This is a genomic window from Knoellia altitudinis (genome assembly GCF_042666355.1).
Classification (GTDB): domain Bacteria; phylum Actinomycetota; class Actinomycetes; order Actinomycetales; family Dermatophilaceae; genus Knoellia; species Knoellia altitudinis.
In genome coordinates this window covers 2467091-2482247 of the sequence record NZ_JBHTDK010000001.1, presented here as the reverse complement: position 1 = coordinate 2482247, position 15157 = coordinate 2467091, and the positions used below count along the sequence as shown (strand labels likewise).

9 protein-coding genes are annotated in these 15157 nt (G+C 71.8%); 2 read left to right on the top strand and 7 right to left on the bottom strand.

Annotated features, from left to right (window positions below; all coding sequences use genetic code 11):
* Positions 1-15 precede the first annotated feature (15 nt).
* The 7 genes from ACFQW8_RS11740 to ACFQW8_RS11710 form a co-directional block, all read right to left on the bottom strand.
* Positions 16-1131, bottom strand: a complete 1116-nt coding sequence (locus ACFQW8_RS11740) for a DegT/DnrJ/EryC1/StrS family aminotransferase (protein ID WP_380087537.1) — start codon at positions 1129-1131, stop codon at positions 16-18.
* Positions 1128-1847 carry an acetyltransferase gene (locus tag ACFQW8_RS11735; RefSeq protein WP_380087535.1) on the bottom strand — a complete coding sequence of 240 codons (720 nt, stop codon included), beginning with the start codon at positions 1845-1847 and terminating at the stop codon, positions 1128-1130. Before ACFQW8_RS11735 ends, ACFQW8_RS11740 begins: the two co-directional genes overlap by 4 nt.
* On the bottom strand, positions 1844-2983 hold the full coding sequence (locus ACFQW8_RS11730) for a DegT/DnrJ/EryC1/StrS family aminotransferase (protein ID WP_380087533.1): 1140 nt from the start codon (positions 2981-2983) through the stop codon (positions 1844-1846). Before ACFQW8_RS11730 ends, ACFQW8_RS11735 begins: the two co-directional genes overlap by 4 nt.
* Entirely contained in the window at positions 2980-3942 is a 963-nt protein-coding gene (locus tag ACFQW8_RS11725) for an NAD-dependent epimerase/dehydratase family protein (protein WP_380087531.1), read from the bottom strand. Before ACFQW8_RS11725 ends, ACFQW8_RS11730 begins: the two co-directional genes overlap by 4 nt.
* Positions 3942-4985, bottom strand: coding sequence for a Gfo/Idh/MocA family protein (locus ACFQW8_RS11720; protein ID WP_380087530.1), 1044 nt, complete (start codon positions 4983-4985; stop codon positions 3942-3944). Before ACFQW8_RS11720 ends, ACFQW8_RS11725 begins: the two co-directional genes overlap by 1 nt.
* 113 nt (positions 4986-5098) lie before the next feature.
* Complete coding sequence (locus tag ACFQW8_RS11715; RefSeq protein ID WP_380087527.1) at positions 5099-6184, bottom strand: glycosyltransferase family 2 protein; 1086 nt, start codon at positions 6182-6184, stop codon at positions 5099-5101.
* 77 nt (positions 6185-6261) lie between these two features.
* Complete coding sequence (locus ACFQW8_RS11710; RefSeq protein WP_380087525.1) at positions 6262-13125, bottom strand: DUF4082 domain-containing protein; 6864 nt, start codon at positions 13123-13125, stop codon at positions 6262-6264.
* Positions 13126-13271: 146 nt separating this feature from the next.
* Between ACFQW8_RS11710 and ACFQW8_RS11705 the strand changes: the two genes are divergently transcribed.
* Both ACFQW8_RS11705 and ACFQW8_RS11700 read left to right on the top strand, forming a co-directional pair.
* Complete coding sequence (locus ACFQW8_RS11705; protein ID WP_380087523.1) at positions 13272-13961, top strand: hypothetical protein; 690 nt, start codon at positions 13272-13274, stop codon at positions 13959-13961.
* 18 nt (positions 13962-13979) lie between these two features.
* The gene (locus ACFQW8_RS11700; protein WP_380087521.1) at positions 13980-15152 is read left to right on the top strand and encodes a glycosyltransferase family 4 protein; all 1173 of its coding nucleotides are present in this window, start codon (positions 13980-13982) and stop codon (positions 15150-15152) included.
* The last annotated feature ends 5 nt before the right edge of the window (positions 15153-15157 follow it).

Below are 15157 nucleotides of genomic sequence, written 5' to 3'. Positions count from 1 at the left end.
GTCGCGTCCCGGTCGTCAGGTGACTGACCGGAGGGCGTGACGCAGGACCTGCACGACCAGCTCCTGCTGCTCGCCGGTGATCCCGGGGTAGATCGGCAGCGACAGGATCTCGGTGGCGGCCTGCTCGCTGACCGGGAAGCTCCCCGGTCCGTGCCCGAGCCCGTGCATGGCGGGGGTGAGGTGCACCGGGACCGGGTAGTGCACCCCCGCTCCCACCCCCTCGGACTGCAGGAACCGCAGGACGTCGTCGCGCCGGGGGACGCGCACGACGTAGAGGTGCCACACGTGCTCGTTGCCGAGAAGGGTGACCGGGAGGCGCACCTCGGGCACGTCGGCCAGGAGGTCGTCGTAGCGTGCGGCCGCCTCCCGTCGCTCCTCGTTCCACCCGCGGAGCCGGCTGAGCTTGGCCCGCAGCACCACCGCCTGCAGCGTGTCCAGCCGTGAGTTGAACCCGATCCGGCTGTGGACGTACTTCGCCTGGCTGCCGTGGGCACCCATGAGCCGGACCGCCCGCGCCAGCTCCTCGTCGTCGCTCAGCACGGCGCCGGCATCACCGTAGGCACCGAGGTTCTTCCCGGGGTAGAAGCTCGTCGCGGCCATCGTGCCGAACGTCCCCGCCGACCTCCCGTGCCGCGTGGCGCCCTGGGACTGGGCGGCGTCCTCGATCACGGCCACGCCGCGCTGGGCCAGTCCCCGGGGCAGCTGTTCGAAGGGTGCGACCTGACCGTAGAGGTCGACGGGCAGGACCGCCCGCGTGCGCGCCGTGACGACCTCCTCCACCCTCGCCGGGTCGATGAGCAGCGCCTCGTCGTCGACATCCACGAGGACCGGGATGGCACCGGTGCGGACGACCGCCTCAGCCGTGGCGATGAAGGTGTTCGCGGGGAGGACGACCTCGTCACCGTGGCCGACCCCGACGGCACGCAGGGCCATCTCGAGGGCGTCGGTGCCGTTGCCCACACCGACGCAGCAGCGGGCTCCCGTGAAGTGCGCGTACTCCTGCTCGAAGGCGGTGACGGCCTTCCCGCCGATGAAGTCCCCCGCCTCGAGGACCTCGCGGAACCCGTCCAGCACCTCCTCCCCCACCACGGCGTGCTGGAGGGAGAGGTCGACGAGCGGAATCGAGATCACGACGCCACCACCTGCCCGACCCGAGGGCCCTCGAGCGCGGACCCGCCCTCGGGCCAGGGAAGCGGAGCCCGTCGGACGTCCCGGGCGGGGCTGCCGAACCAGAGACGTTCGTCCGGCACGTCGCAGGTGACCGTGGACCCCATGCCGACCATGGCCCACGACCCGATCCGGCATCCCTCCCGGACACAGACCCCGCTGGCGACATAGGCACCAGGCCCCACCCGTGCGCCACCACCCACACGGACACCCGATGCCAGCGTGGCGTAGTCCTCCACCTCGACGTCGTGGGTGAGGACAACCTGCGGCATGACGGCCACGTGGGCTCCGAGGACCACGTCGGCCGTCATGACGACCTGGGCCAGCACGACCGTTCCCGGACCCAGCCGGCAGCTGGCGCCCACGCTCGAGTCCGGGTGGACCAGTGTCGCGTAGCGGTCCGTCGAGAGCCCGAGCCGCGAGACGAGGGCTCGCCGGGTGGCGTACGCGTCGGGCCTTCCCACGGCGACGACGACGGCTGCATCGCGATGGTCGTGCAGGTCGTCGACTGCTCCGAGGACGGTGCCACCGGCGAGCGTGCGTCCGTGCAGTGACTCGTCGTCGTCGACGTACCCCCGCAGCTCGACGGAGCCGTCCCGGGCGTGCAGGGCGTGCACCGTCTCGGCGGTCTCGCGCGCGAAGCCGCCGGCCCCCACGATGACGACCGGTCGCGCCTTCACGAGACGGCCCTTGACTTGGCCGCCGCGCGGACGGCCCCGATGACGATGTCCTGGTCCTCCACCGCGAGGTCGTGGTACAGCGGCAGGATGAGCGTGCGGTCCGTCAGCCGTTCGGTCGTCGACAGGTCACCATGAGGATGGCCGGCGTAGGCCGGCTGTCGGTGGGCGGCCATGATCCCGGCCCGGGCCGAGACGCCGGCATCGGCGAGGGCGCCGAGCAGCTCGTTGCGCGACATCGGGAACTCCGGACCGAGCTCCACCCAGAAGGACTGGTAGTTGGACTCTCCGCGCTCCGGGTCGCGGACCGTCCGCAGACCCGGTATGCCGGCGAGCGCCTCCTGGTAGAGCGCGGCGAGCGCCCGACGGCGCTCGACCATCGCGTCCAGCTTGCGCAGCTGGACGAGGCCGACACCGGCCTGGATGTCGGTCATGCGGTAGTTGAACCCGACCTCGAGGTAGCTCTCGAGGACCGGCTGCCGGCTCCGGTGCCGTTCTGCCGCACTGACGCTCATCCCGTGCTCGCGCAGGCGGCGCGCCCGGGCAGCGAGGTCGGGCTCCGTCGTGGTGAGCATGCCACCCTCCCCGGTGGTGAGCAGCTTGCGCGGGTGGAAGGACCAGGCCGCCAGCGTTGCCCCGACCCCCACCGGAGCCTCCAGGTAGGTCGACCCGGCGGCACAGGCCGCGTCCTCGACCAGGGCGATGCCCCGCTCCTGACAGAGCGCCTGCAGTGGTTCGACGTCGGCCGGCACACCTCCCTGGTGCACCACGATGACGGCGCGCGTGCGGTCGGTGAGGACCGCCTCGACCGTCCGTCGGCTGAGGTTGCCGTCCTCGGGCTCGACGTCGGCGAAGACCGGGGTCGCCCCGACGTAGACGGCGCAGTTGGCCGTCGCGATGAAGGAGAAGGACGGGACGACGACCTCGTCCCCGGGGCCGATTCCGAGCAGGTGCAGGCACAGGTGCAGCGCTGTCGTGCACGACGAGACCGCCACCGCGTGGGGCGCCGCCACCCGCTCGGCGAAGCGGGTCTCGAACTCGGCCACGCGAGGACCCTGTGCCACCCACCCCGACCGCACGGCGTCGGCGGCGGCATCCGCCTCCTCCTCACCCAGCCAGGGCTTCATCACCGGGATCATGCGGCACCCCGTTCGGCCGCCCACCAGTCGACGAGGAGACGCAGGCCGTCCTCCAGACCGACCGACGGCTCCCAACCCAGTGCGACCCGGGCGGCGTCGATGGACGCCAGCCGGCGCGACACCCCGTTGACGGCTCGGGCGGGTCCGAACTCCACCGGCACGGTGCTGCCCATGACGCCCTGCAGTGCCTGCGCCAGGCCCAGCAGGCTGGTCTCGGTGCTGCTGCCGATGTTGAACACCGCGTCCGTGGCCGCGGACTCCGCCGCCAGCAGGTTGGCCCGGGCGATGTCGGTCGTGAAGACGAAGTCCATGGTCTGCTGCCCGTCACCGAGGACGAGCGGGGCCTCGCCGGCCGCGATGCGGTCCATCCACCGGATGAGCACCTCGGTGTAGAGACCGTGGACGTCCATCCGTGGGCCGTAGACGTTGAAGTACCGCAGCGCCACGTAGTCGAGACCGTGCATCGCGTGGAAGCTGCGGAGCATGCCCTCGTTGAAGACCTTGGCGGCCCCGTAGAAGGTGTCGTTGTCCCAGGGATGCTGGGTCTCGGGTGTCGGGAACTCCGTCGCCAACCCGTAGACGGACGCCGACGACGCGGCCACCACCTTGCGCACGCCCGCCGCGACGGCGGCGTCGAGGACGTTGAAGGTCCCGTCCGCCAGGACCTCGAGCGCCAACCGTGGCTCCTCGGCGCACTGGGTGATGCGGATGGCCGCCTGGTGGAAGACGACGTCCGACCCCGCCGTGGCGGAGCGCACGACGTCGAGGTCACGGATGTCGCCCTTGATGACCTCGACCCGCCCGGAGCGCATCGCCTCGGTGAGGTTCTCGGTGCGTCCGCGCACGAAGTTGTCGAGGACGCGGACCTCGGCCGCGCCGGCCGCGACGAGCTGGTCGACGATGGTCGAGCCGATGGTGCCCGCCCCGCCGGTCACGAGGCACACGCTGTCCGCGAGCATCACAGTGCCTCCACCGCCACCAAGCTGCCCTCGTGCCCCAGGCTGCGCTCGGCCGCCTCGAGGATCGTCATGACCCGCAGGCCGGCCCGGCCGTCCGTCGCGGGCTGCCGTCCCTCGGAGATCGAGGCCGCGAACTCCGTCATCATGGCCAGCAGCGCCTCCCGCTCGGGCAGGGCCGGTGCCACCATCTCGCCGGTCCGGTACGAGACGCGGATCTGCTTGCGGTCGTCGGGGTCGAGGTCCCCGGCCACCTCCCGGTCGACGCCGCGGTCGTAGACGGCGAGCCGCTGGCTGGGGTTCATGTCGTCCCACACGACGGTCCGTTGGGAACCGCCGATGACCATGGTGCGGATCTTGATCGGGCTGAGCCAGTTCACGTGCACGTGGGCGATGGCTCCCGTCGAGAGCCTCAGCGTGAGGTAGCCGACGCACGGCATGCCGTGGCCCAGTGGGTCGGCACCCTGGGCGGCCACCGCCACGACCGACACGTGCTCGGGCAGGAGGAAGTCGAGGATCGACAGGTCGTGGGGCGCCAGGTCCCACAGGACGTCGACGTCCGGCTGCACCAGGCCGAGGTTGATCCGCACCGAGTCGACGAACTGGACGTCCCCGAGGCCACCGTCGTGCACCAGGCGTCGCATCTCACGCACGGCGGAGGTGTAACAGTAGGTGTGGTCGCACATGAGGACGAGGCCCCGGTCCTCGGCGGCCTGGACGAGCTTCTCCCCGTCGGCGAGGCTCGACGTGAGGGGCTTCTCGACGAGCACGTGCTTCCCGGCGTCGAGCGCCGCCATCGCGAGGGGGAAGTGCGAGGCCGCGGGGGTCGCGATGGCGACGGCCTGGACGCCGGGGTCGTCCAGAACCCTGTCGTAGTCGTCCGTCGCCGTGATCGTCGAGTAGCGGCCGAGCACCTGCCGGGCCCGCTGCTCGTCGAGGTCGCACAGGTACCTCACGTCCACTGCAGCAGTGGCCATCGCGTTGCGGACGAGGTTGGGACCCCAGTAGCCCGCTCCGATGACTGCCAGTCCGATCGAGTCGGTCATGATCCGGTCCTTCCCCTGGTCGCTCCCCGGCCGCCTGGTGGGGTCCGGGTGTCCTGCTGCGTCTGCGTCTGCCTCTGGTGCTGCTCGAACTGCCGCTGCTGGCGGTCGGGTGCTCACGCGAACCTCACCGACTGCCGGCCCGGGCGGGCGAGTGCCTCGACCGCTTCCCACGTGGTGTCGTACCGGTCACGGCTCTCGACGAGGAACCGCACACCGCGCGCCGGCGGGACCACGGGTGCCAGCGCGGCCATGGCCCGGGGGCCGACGAGGCGCCGAAGCCGCAGCGTGTGCGCGATGGGCATGCGGTCGGCATGGGGCCAGCACTCCCTCGCGAACGCCACGAGCCCGTCGACCGGCGCGTCGCCGGCCCGGCCCTCGTCGTAGGCGCGGGTCGCGGCGAACAGGGCCTCCCAGGCCAGCTTCCGGTGCACGAGCCGCGCCATCCGGGACACGTCCACGCCCTCGTCCGCGAGGGTCTGGATGATGCTGTCGAAGGCGACCCGGCCCTGACGCAGCTCAGCCACCTCGTCGTAGCCCAGCGACATGTTGTCGGCGTGCTGCCGGTACCACGCCTGGTCGACGCCCCGCACGTACCCGACGTCGGCCCGGGACGCGAGCCGCATCCACATCTGGGTGTCGGCGAGGTGCGGCAACCTGGCGTCGTATCCGCCCACCTGCTGCTGGACCTCGGTGCGCACGACGACCTCGGGCGAGGAGATGCCCGAGCGCGCGAGCCGGAAGCGACGGTCGAGCCAGTCGGACCCGCTCCACACCGACCACCCGCGAGGCTCCGTCCGCGGGAGTGGCAGCGGCTCACCGTCCCTGAACCGGACGGCATACCCGTACGCGAAGCCCACGCCCGGGTGCGCGTCGAGCAGGTCGACCGCCCGGCGCAGCGACCCCGGGGTGAGCAGGTCGTCCGCGGACATCAGCACGCTGTAGGTCGAGTCGGCCCAGTCGAGGAGGCCCTCGTTGTAGGTCGCGATGTGCCCTCGGTTGGTCGGATGGACGACGGCCTCCACGCGGGGGTCGGCCGTGGCGATCGCCGTCGCGATCTCGCCGCTGCCGTCGGGGGACGCGTCGTCGATGATGAGCACCTTGACGTCCACACCCGGCTGGGCGTCGAGCACGCTCGCCACCGCCGGCTCGAGGTAGTGCCCGTACCGGTAGCACGGGATGACGACGCTGACGGAGCTCATGACTGCCTCCTGGGGATGGGATGCGTGGGGACCGGGCCGCGCCGGGTGGCGACCTCCGGTAGGGGTCTCACGGGCGCTCACCCGCTCGCGAACACGACGTCGACCCAGTAGTTGCTGGCGTTCCAGCTGTTGGCGGGGAAGCCACTGGTCGCGCCGTAGCGGTAGACGCCGTTGCCGCCGGACACGCCGTCGCGCAGGGCGTGCAGCGGGGGCCGGTCGACGCCCGTGGTGGTGAAGGTGCCCGCGTCCGCGGCGTAGCGGCCTCGTGGCGCGAGGTACGAGGCGACGTAGGTGGTGCCGGCGGTGATGGCCACGGGGGTGGAGAACGAGGCCTGCTGCCAACCGGTGGTCGTCTCGTTGCGGAAGGTCACCGTCGCGAGCCTCGTGCCGGTGCTGGTCCACAGGTTGCCCACGTGGGTGCCGGTGTTGCCGCTCCCCTTGTAGAAGCGGATCCCGGTGATCCGGCCGTCCACGTCGGAGGTGAACTTCACCCCGAGCTCGACGGAGCTGTTGTCCGCGTGGCTGGGGTTGGCCGGCGTCGCGCTCGAGGGCCAGATCGTGCAGGCCGCGCAGACTCCCGAGGTGGGCGTCACCGGTGGCGACGCGGCGGAGGGGGGTCCGCTGCCGGACGCGTTCGTCGCGGTGACTCGGAAGGTGTAGGCGGTCCCGTTGGTGAGGCCGGTGACGGTGGTCGTCGTGGCCGGGGGGTTGCCGGTGACGGTCTTCGGGGTCTGCGCCGTGGCGCCGACGTAGGGCGTGACCGTGTAGCCGGTGATGCGGCTGCCCCCGTCGGGAGGAGCGGTCCAGAACACGGCCGCCGAGGCGTCGCCGGGCGTCGCGGTGACGTTGGTCGGGGCCTCTGGTGGGGTGGGGGGTGCGGTGGCGTTGCTGGCGAAGACGACGTCGACCCAGTAGTTGGCGGCGTTCCAGCTGCCGGTGGGGAAGGCGCTGGAGCTGCCGTAGGCGTAGACGCCGTTGCCCCCGGAGACGCCGTCACGCAGGGCGTGCAACGGGCCGCGGTCCACGCCGGTCGTGAAGTAGGCGCCGTCGCCCGCGTAATGCCCGTTGGGTGCGTGGTAGGACGCGACGTAGGTGGTGTCCGCGGTGATGGCCACGGGGGTCGAGAACGACGCCTGCTGCCAGCCGGTGGCGCTCTCGTTCGTGAACGTCACCGACGCGAGCCTGGTGCCGGTCTCGGTCCAGAGGTTGCCGACGTGGGTGCCGGTGTTGCCGGTGCCCTTGTAGAACCGGATGCCGGTGACGACGCCGTCGAGGTCCGAGGTGAACTTCACCCCGAGCTCGAGGGCGCTGGTGTCGGAGTCGCTGGGGTTGGCCGGGACCGCCGTCGAGGGCCAGATCGTGCAGGCTGCGCACACCCCCGCCGCGGGGGTGACGGGTGTGGACGCGGCGGAGGCCGGTCCGGTGCCCACGCTGTTGGTGGCCTTCACCGTGAAGGTGTATGCCGTGCCGTTGGTCAGCCCGGTGACGGTCGTCGAGGTCCCCGGCGGGGAGCCGGTCACCGTCTTGGCGTCCTGGGCGGTCGATCCGGCGTACGGGGTCACGGTGTAGCCCGTGAGCGGGCTGCCGCCGTCGGAGGGAGCGGTCCACGACACCAGCGCGGAGCCGTCACCGGCGGTCGCAGAGACACCCGTCGGCGCGCCGGGGGTCGTGGCAGGCGGGGACGGCGTGACCGCCGCCGACGGGGTCGAGGCCGGGCCGGTGCCCACGGCGTTGGTCGCGGTGACCGTGAACGTGTACGCCGTGCCGTTGGTCAGCCCGGTGACGGTCGTCGAGGTCCCCGGAGGGGACCCGGTCACCGTCTTGGCCGCCTGGGCGGTCGACCCGACGTACGGGGTGACGGTGTAGCTCGTGATGGGGCTTCCTCCGTCCCCGGGCGCGGTCCAGGACACCGAGGCCGACGCGTCCGCGGCGGTCGCGGTCACGGCCGTCGGGGCACCGGGAGCGGCCGTGACCGCTGACGGTGTGACGGCTGCCGACGCGCTCGAGGGCGGGCTCGTCCCGGCTGCGTTGGTCGCGGTGACCCGGAAGGTGTAGGCGGTCCCGTTGGTGAGTCCGGTGACGGTGGTCGTCGTGGCCGGGGGGTTGCCGGTGACGGTCCTCGGGGTCTGCGCCGTGGCGCCGACGTAGGGCGTGACCGTGTAGCCGGTGATGCCGCTGCCCCCGTCGGCGGGAGCGGTCCAGGACACCACTGCCGAGCCGTCACCCGCGCTGGCCGTGACGGCTGACGGGGCCGACGGCGCGGTGGCGGGAGCCGTCGTGCTGGCGAAGACGACGTCCACCCAGTAGTTGGCGGCGTTCCAGCTGTTGGTGGGGAAGGCGCTGGTGCCGTAGGCGTAGACGCCGTTGCCCCCGGAGACGCCGTCACGCAGGGCGTGCAACGGGCCGCGGTCCACGCCGGTCGTGAAGTAGGCGCCGTCGCCCGCGTAGTGCCCGTTGGGTGAGTGGTAGGACGCGACGTAGGTGGTGTCGGCGGTGATGGCCACGGGCGTCGAGAACGACGCCTGCTGCCAACCGGTGGCGCTCTCGTCCGTGAACGTCACCGACGCGAGCCTGGTGCCCGAGGTCGACCACAGGCTGCCGACGTGGGTCCCGGTGTTCCCGGCGCCCTTGTAGAACCGGATGCCCGTGACCTGTCCGCCCACGTCGGAGCGGAACTTCACACCCAGCTCGACGGCGCTGGTGTCGGCATGGTCTGCGTTGACCGGGACCGCCGTCGAGGGCCAGATCGTGCAGGCCGCACAGCCGCCGACGGTGGGGGTTGCGGCCGCGGACGGGGCCGATGCCGGCCCGGTGCCCACGCTGTTGGTGGCCTTCACCGTGAAGGTGTATGCCGTGCCGTTGGTCAGCCCGGTGACCGTCGTCGAGGTCCCCGGCGGGGAGCCGGTGACGGTCGTCGACGCCTCGGCGGTGGTGCCCGCCCAGGGCGTGACGGTGTAGCTCGTGAGCGGGCTGCCGCCGTCGGAGGGAGCGGTCCACGACACCACCGCGGAGCCGTCAGCGGCCGCGGCCGACACCCCGGTCGGTGCGGCCGGTGCGGTCGCGGGCGCCGTCGGGGTGACTGCCGCCGACGGGGTCGAGGCCGGGCCGGTGCCCACGGCGTTGGTCGCGGTGACCTCGAACGTGTACGCGGTGCCGTTGGTCAGCCCGGTGACCGTCGTCGACGTCGCCGGCGGGCTCCCCGTCACGCTCTTGGACGCCTGCGCGGTCGAGCCGGCGTAGGGGGTCACGGTGTAGCCGGTGACCGGGCTGCCGCCGTCGGGCGGAGCGACCCAGGACACCACCACGGACCCGTCGCCCGGGGTTGCGGACACCCCGGTGGGGGCCGCCGGCGTGGTGGACCCGGTCGGGGTGACCGCTGTCGACGGCGCCGACGCGGCTCCTGTGCCCACGGCGTTGGCCGCACTCACCCGGAACGTGTATGCCGTCCCGCTGGCCAGACCCGTGACCGTCGTCGACGTCGCCGGCGGGGAGCCGGTCACCGCCTTCGACGTCTGCGCGGTCGAGCCCACGTACGGAGTGACCGTGTAGCCGGTCAGCGGGCTGCCCCCGTCCGAGGGTGCCGTCCACGACACCACCGCTGAGCCTGCTCCCGCGGTGGCAGCCACGTTCGTCGGAGCGCCGGGCGCTGTGGCAGCGGTCGTCGAGTAGACGACGTCGACCCAGTAGTTCTCGGACTCGAACGTGCTCGTCGGGAACGCGCTGGTCGCGGTGATCCCGTACACACCCTGACCGCCGTTCACGCCGTCGGCGGGTGCGTGGAGCGGACCGGAGTCCACTCCCTTCCCGGAGAAGTAGTTGGTGTCCGCCGAGTAGTGGCCGCGCGGCGCGAAGTAGGACGCCACGTAGACGGTCCCGGCAGTGACGTTGACGGGTGTCGCGAACAGAGCCTCCTGCCATCCGGTGGCGCTCTCGGTGGTGAACGTCACCGTCGCCAGCCTGGTCCCGGAGAGGGTCCAGAGGTTCCCGATGTGGGTACCCGTGTTGGCCGAGGACTTGTAGAAGCGGATCCCCCGGATCTGGCCGTTGAGGTCGGCCCTGAACTTCACTCCCAGCTCCATGGCGCGGGTGTCTCCCTGGTCCACGGTGGCCGGCACCGTGGATGCGGGCCACAAGGTGCACGCGGAGCAGGTGACGAGGGTCGGAACGACGGCGTTCGACGCCCCTGAGGCGGCTCCCGAGCCGGCGACGTTCGTCGCGGACACCCGGAACGTGTACGTGGTGCCGTTGGTCAGTCCGGTCACGACCACGCTCGTGTCGGGCGGGCTGCCCGACACCGTGGTGGACGGCTGTGCCACGGACCCGGCGTACGGCGTCACCGTGTAGCCGGTGATCGCGCTGCCGCCGTCGGGCGGCGCATCCCACGACACGGCCGCCGAGGCGTTGCCCGGGGTGGCGCTCACACCCGTCGGGGCCCCCGGGGCGGAGGCCGGGCCGGAGTTGACGTCGAACATCACGTCGACCCAGTAGTTCGCGGCACTTGGGCTGGCCGACGGGAACGCGCTCGCGGAGCCGGTCCTCGCCAGCCCGTTCACGGTGCCGTTGGTGTGCCGCAGGGCGTGCAGGGGCGGGCTGTCGACCCGGCTGTACGTGTCAGGTCGCGGTGACGGGTTCGGGTAGAAGTAGGAGTCGTCCTTGGCCGTGTGCCCGTTCGGCGCGAAGTAGGACACGACGTAGGTCGTGTTGGCGTTGATCGACACCGGGCTCGAGAAGAGCGCCTGCTGCCAGCCGGACGCCGACTCGTTCGCGAACGTCACCGAGGCGAGCCGGGTACCCGAGGTCGTCCAGAGGCTACCGACGTGGGTGCCGGTGTTCGCGGTGGACTTGAAGAACCGGACCCCTGTGACCTTGCCCGAGACCTCGGACCGGAACTTCATCCCGACCTCGGTCCCTGTGGCGGTGCCCGAGTCGGCACGCGTGGGTGTGGATCCCGTGCCCCAGACGGAGCACGTGCACCCGATGTCGAGCGTGCGCCCGGCCGAGGGCGTCTCCATGTTGCCGGTGTCGTCGACGGCCCGCGTCCGGATCGTGCTGGTGGGGCTGCCGTGGGCCACCCACCGGTAGGTCCAGCTCGTGGTCCCCTCGGCCGGGTGCCACGTGTCGCCGCCATCGGTGGAGACCTCCACGCCGGCCACCACGCCGCCCCCTGCGTCGGCGGCCGTCCCACTGAGGGTCAGCGACGTGCCGTCCCCCACGGCGACGCCTGCCGCCGGGGAGGTGATCGTGGAGGTAGGGGCGGTGGTGTCGCTCGACGGGGTGGCCGGCGTCACGCCGGCGTACGGAACGGCATACGGCTGTGCCCCCATGTCGGCGAAGAGGTTGACGGTCGCCTGCCGCATCGTCCGGTCCGGGGTCGACCCCGGGTCGTCGAGACCGAACGACCACTGCACGGTGCCGGCCCCGAACACGAGGGCACCGCTCGGCGCACGATAGAGCGACATGCGGTGCGTCGCGGTGCTGCCGGTCTTGACGGTGCTGCCGTAGTCGGTGAAGGCCTCTGCCGTGGTGCTCGTCGTCGAGGAGAGGTTGAACTGACCCGCGGGTCGGAAGCCGTTGTCGGCGTCGACGTCCCACTCGTAGCCCAACGTCTCCTGACCCGGGGCCAGCGTCAGGGTCTGGGTCCCCGTGAGGTTGGCCGCCGCAGTGTTGCGCCAGAAGCGGAGCTTGGCGAAGCGCGCCGGCACCTTGATGTCGGTGCTTCCGGCGTTCACGACGAACAGCTGTCCGGTGAGCGCGTTCTGCGGACGGCCGCCGTCCCCCGGAGGGCTGAAGCGAGGGTCCTGCCACGTCCCCGTCCAGCTGGACGGACCCTGGGGGTCGACCGAGCCGTCGTGGTGGGTCTCCTTGTAGGACACGATGGTGCGGTCCGGCGTGCCCGTGCTGTCGATGCTGGGTTCGTACCTCGTCTTCCAGAACATCTCGTTCCCGCTGAAGAACGCGAGGTTGACTCCGGCATCGCGCGCGGCCTCGACGTTGGCCCGCTGGGTGCCGGACCAGTACTCGTCGTGCCCGACGGACAGGAACGTCTTGTGGTTCTTGAGCAGCGCGCCGCCGGCCGCCGTGCTGACGTCGGTGCCCGTGGTGTAGGCCACGTCGTACCCGTTGGCCTCGAGGAAACGGATCATGGGGTACTCGGCATACATCAGCCAGCTGCGGCCCTGGTCATCCAGCGCCGAGTTGAACGGACGGTTGTACGAGACCTTGGCGGCACCCTTGTATGCCGCGGGGTTCCCGGGCGGGCAGTTCGACGAGCAAGAGTAGAGGCTGTTGCCGCCGTACGAGTTGTACGCCTGCCACGTCGAGTCGGAGGTCTGGAAGATCATGTCGGAGCGGGCGGCAGCGTTCTTGACCACGAAGGGGATGTGGCTGGCGCCGGTGGCGTCCTCACGGATGAGGTGGGCGATGTACACCCCTGACACCGCAGTCGACGGGACGGCCCACGACGCCGAGACGGCCCAGTTGCCGCAGTCGATCAGCCCGGTGGGCGCCGTGTCGTTGAGGCAGGTCGGCTGGGTCTGCGGCAGGGACGCCGACGGCTGCAGTCCCGACACCACCCGGCGGGCTCCGTTGCCCTGGTAGTAGCCCAGCCGGAGGATGTCGATCCGGTACCGCGTGCTCGGGGTCTTGACCTTGAACCGCACGGTGTCACCGGGATTGACGCTGATGCTCGTCGCGAACCCCTGGATCGTCGACGACCCGGCGCCGACGATCTGCCAGGTGCTGGGGGCCGCCCCGGGCTTGGTGTTCTCGCACGCAACCACGCTGATCGGTGCGGCGCAGGGGTCTGCAGCGCGGGCGGACGGCATACCGACGGCCAGGGCGAGGAAGAGGGCCAGGATCCCGAGTCCGGCGGTGAACCGGCGCCCACCCTCTGAGGGCGAGCCGGCTCGGGGCCCGGACGGCCTGCGTGACTGCGACCTCATGGCGTGTTCCTCTCGGTGGAGACGAGCCTTCGACGGCTCGGCACGGACGTGGGTGTGGGCGTCTTCTGACGGCTGACCGGCGGGCAGGGCGGACTGCCATGACCGTTTCGCCGGTCCCGCGGGCGGGGGTGGAGGACCATGAGCGGATGCAGCGACGAACCGGCTGGCACCCCGCGAACGGCGTGCCCTGGGCAGTGCTCGCCGCCGTGTGCGTCGCGTTGTTCGTCGTGCTCACGGTCGTCGTGGCGGGCGGCGCGGCCGACTCCCTCGACGGCACCGTCGCTCGGCGCTTCCGCCCGGAGGAGGCATGGGGCGAGCCGCAGGACAGGGTCGCCCCATGGCTGACCCGTCTCGCACCGGAACGCATGTTCGGGCTCCTGGCGGTGACCTGCCTCGCGGTGGCAGCGTGGCGACGGTCCTGGGGCAGCGTGGCCTTCGGAGTGGTGACCGGGCTCTGCAGCGTGGCTGCGACCCTGCTGGTCAAGGTCGCGCTCGCCCGGGTGGACCCGCTGGGAGGCATCTCTCCGGACGGTGGGAGCTATCCCTCCGGCCACATGGTGGCCGTCGTCGTCTCGGTCGCCACCTGTCTGCTGGTGCTCCTGCCACGGGTTCGCTGGTGGTGCTGGCTGGTGCTGGCCGTCCCCTCGGGCGTGATGGCGGTGTCCCTGGTCGTGACCACGAGCCACTGGGTCTCCGACGTCGTCGGTGGCGCGCTGCTCGCAGGTGCCGTCGTCGCGACGGCGAGCTGGCTGTGGTCCGGACGTCACCCCCGCGCCCGCAGCGGCGTGCCAGAGTGGGAGGAAGGTCAGCAGAACCGGGGCGAGTCGACCCGGTGACGTCAGGAGGTTCCCGCGATGACCATCAGCTCCGCGGGCGCGAACGAGGTGGTCATCGCCACCCTGCTGCGTCGCGACGGCGCCACGGGCGTGCAGAGCCACATCCGGGACCTCCTCGAGAGCGGGCAGGGGCTGGGCCGGCAGGTCTCGCTCGTGACGCCGTTCGATGCCCGGTCGCGGCTGTTGACACCGGTGTTCGCGTTGCGGCACCTCCTGCACCCCCTCAGCGGGTCCGCCGGTGTCTGGTGGTACCGCCAGTGGCATCGTCACTACCTCGAGGCCGCGCTGCGAACCCACCTCCGACAGGCCGTGGGCCGACGGACCATCTATGCCCAGGACCCGGTCTCCGCGGAGGCGGCCCTGCATGCCAGGACCACCGAGCGGGTCGTGCTCGTCGTGCACTTCAACGTCTCGCAGGCCGACGAGTGGGCCGACAAGGGCGAGATCGCGCGAGGGGGCCGGCTCTACGACACGATCCATCGACAGGAGCAACGTGTGCTGCCTGCCGTCGACGGCCTCGTCTTCGTCTCGACGTTCATGCGGGAGGCGGTCCGGTCCCGACTCCCCGAGGTGGGGTCGGTGCCCTCGGTGGTCGCGCCGAACTTCGTCCGGGTGACTGCACCGGCTGGAGGCCTTCCCGATCGCGACCTCGTCAGCCTGGGATCCCTGGAGCCGCGCAAGAACCAGGGCTTCCTGCTCGAGGTGCTGGCGTCGGCGGCGCGCCGGGGCCACCGATACACCTTGACCGTCGTGGGGGACGGCCCGGACCGGCCTGCCCTCGTACGACAGGCGCGATCCCTGGGGGTGGGCGACCTCGTGGAGTTCGCGGGCTTCAGTGCGGACCCTCGCGCCCAGCTGCGCCGCCACCGGGTGTACTGCCACGCGGCGCGCATGGAGAGCTTCGGGATCGCTCTCATCGAGGCCATGGCCGAAGGGCTGCCAGTCGTCGCAGCCCCGGTCGGCGGCATCCCCGAGATCATCCGGCCGGGCGTGAACGGGGAGCTCTGGCCGCTGGACGACGCCGAGCGGGCAGCCGACGTGCTCGTCGGCCTCCTCTCGGACGTCGACCGGCTGACGGCCCTCGGGCGGGCCGCCCACGAGGACGCGAGGACACGGTTCTCCGACACGCAGGTCGTGCCGGAGCTGCTCGCGTTCCTCGACGGACTCGCTCCCCGGTCGGCTCCCTCCTGACCCGG